The organism is Herbaspirillum sp. B65, assembly GCF_000333555.1.
In the GTDB taxonomy this organism is placed as follows: Bacteria; Pseudomonadota; Gammaproteobacteria; order Burkholderiales; family Burkholderiaceae_D; genus Herbaspirillum; species Herbaspirillum rubrisubalbicans.
The window spans coordinates 1-472 of sequence record NZ_BADI01000918.1 but is presented as its reverse complement, the minus strand read 5'-3'; the positions used below and the strand labels follow the sequence as shown (position 1 = coordinate 472).

1 protein-coding gene is annotated in these 472 nt (G+C 65.3%); it reads left to right on the top strand.

Annotation, left to right across the window (positions count from 1 at the left end; all coding sequences use genetic code 11):
- The coding region (locus I5W_RS21610) for an ABC transporter substrate-binding protein (protein WP_148289174.1) at positions 1 to 472 on the top strand (472 nt) is incomplete at both ends.

The following is a 472-nucleotide window of genomic DNA, read 5'->3' as shown; positions in this document are numbered from 1 at the left end:
CAGCCGGCTACCTGGGCGGTTTTTCCAACTATTCCTTCGTTGGCAGCCATTCGCTGGCCACGCGCCTCAAAGACGGCGGCGTCGGCACCGAGATCACCCAAGTGGTGCCTTTCCCCAACAAGGCCCGGCTACCCATCGTCTACGAATACCAGAAGGCCATGGCGCGTTCTTCCCGCGCCTGCTGCAACTTCATCGGTCTGGAAGGCTACATCGCCGCCCGCGTGCTGGTCGAAGCGCTGCGCCGCGCCGGCCCGCAATTGAGCCGCGAAGGCCTGATCCGAGCGCTGGAGAGCATCACCCCGGCCAACTACGATGGCGGCGGATTCAGCCTGCATTTCAGCCGCACCGACCACACCGGCTCGGACTTCGTCGATTTGACCGCCATCGGCACGGCCGGGCGCTTCATCAATCCCCCGATGGCGGCCAGGCTGGATGCCCGGCCGATACAGCCGTCCACGCTGGAGAGGCAAGA